This is a genomic window from Halomonas elongata (assembly GCF_029081005.1).
GTDB classification, from domain to species: Bacteria; Pseudomonadota; Gammaproteobacteria; order Pseudomonadales; family Halomonadaceae; genus Halomonas; species Halomonas elongata_B.
The window spans coordinates 1-271 of record NZ_JAJQTQ010000156.1 but is presented as its reverse complement, the minus strand read 5'-3'; the positions used below and the strand labels follow the sequence as shown (position 1 = coordinate 271).

General features: G+C 54.6%; 1 rRNA gene. It reads left to right on the top strand.

What is annotated here, in order from left to right:
- Positions 1–271: ribosomal RNA gene (locus LU493_RS19895) — 23S ribosomal RNA — on the top strand; the annotation flags it as partial.

Here is a 271-nt window from a genome sequence, read left to right as displayed (position 1 = left end):
AAAGCGTAATAGCTCACTAGTCGAGTCGGCCTGCGCGGAAGATGTAACGGGGCTCAAACCAGGTACCGAAGCTACGGACTTGTCTGCATCACTTAAGGCTATTCGATTGGCATCGCGACGCGATGTCCAAGCGCCTCCCGAACGTTGAGTCAGGTAGGCGGATCAACAGAGTAGGCTTAAGGATGCAGACAAGTGGTAGAGGAGCGTCGTGTACGCCGACGAAGGTGAGTCGAAAGGCTTGCTGGAGGTATCACGAGTGCGAATGCTGACA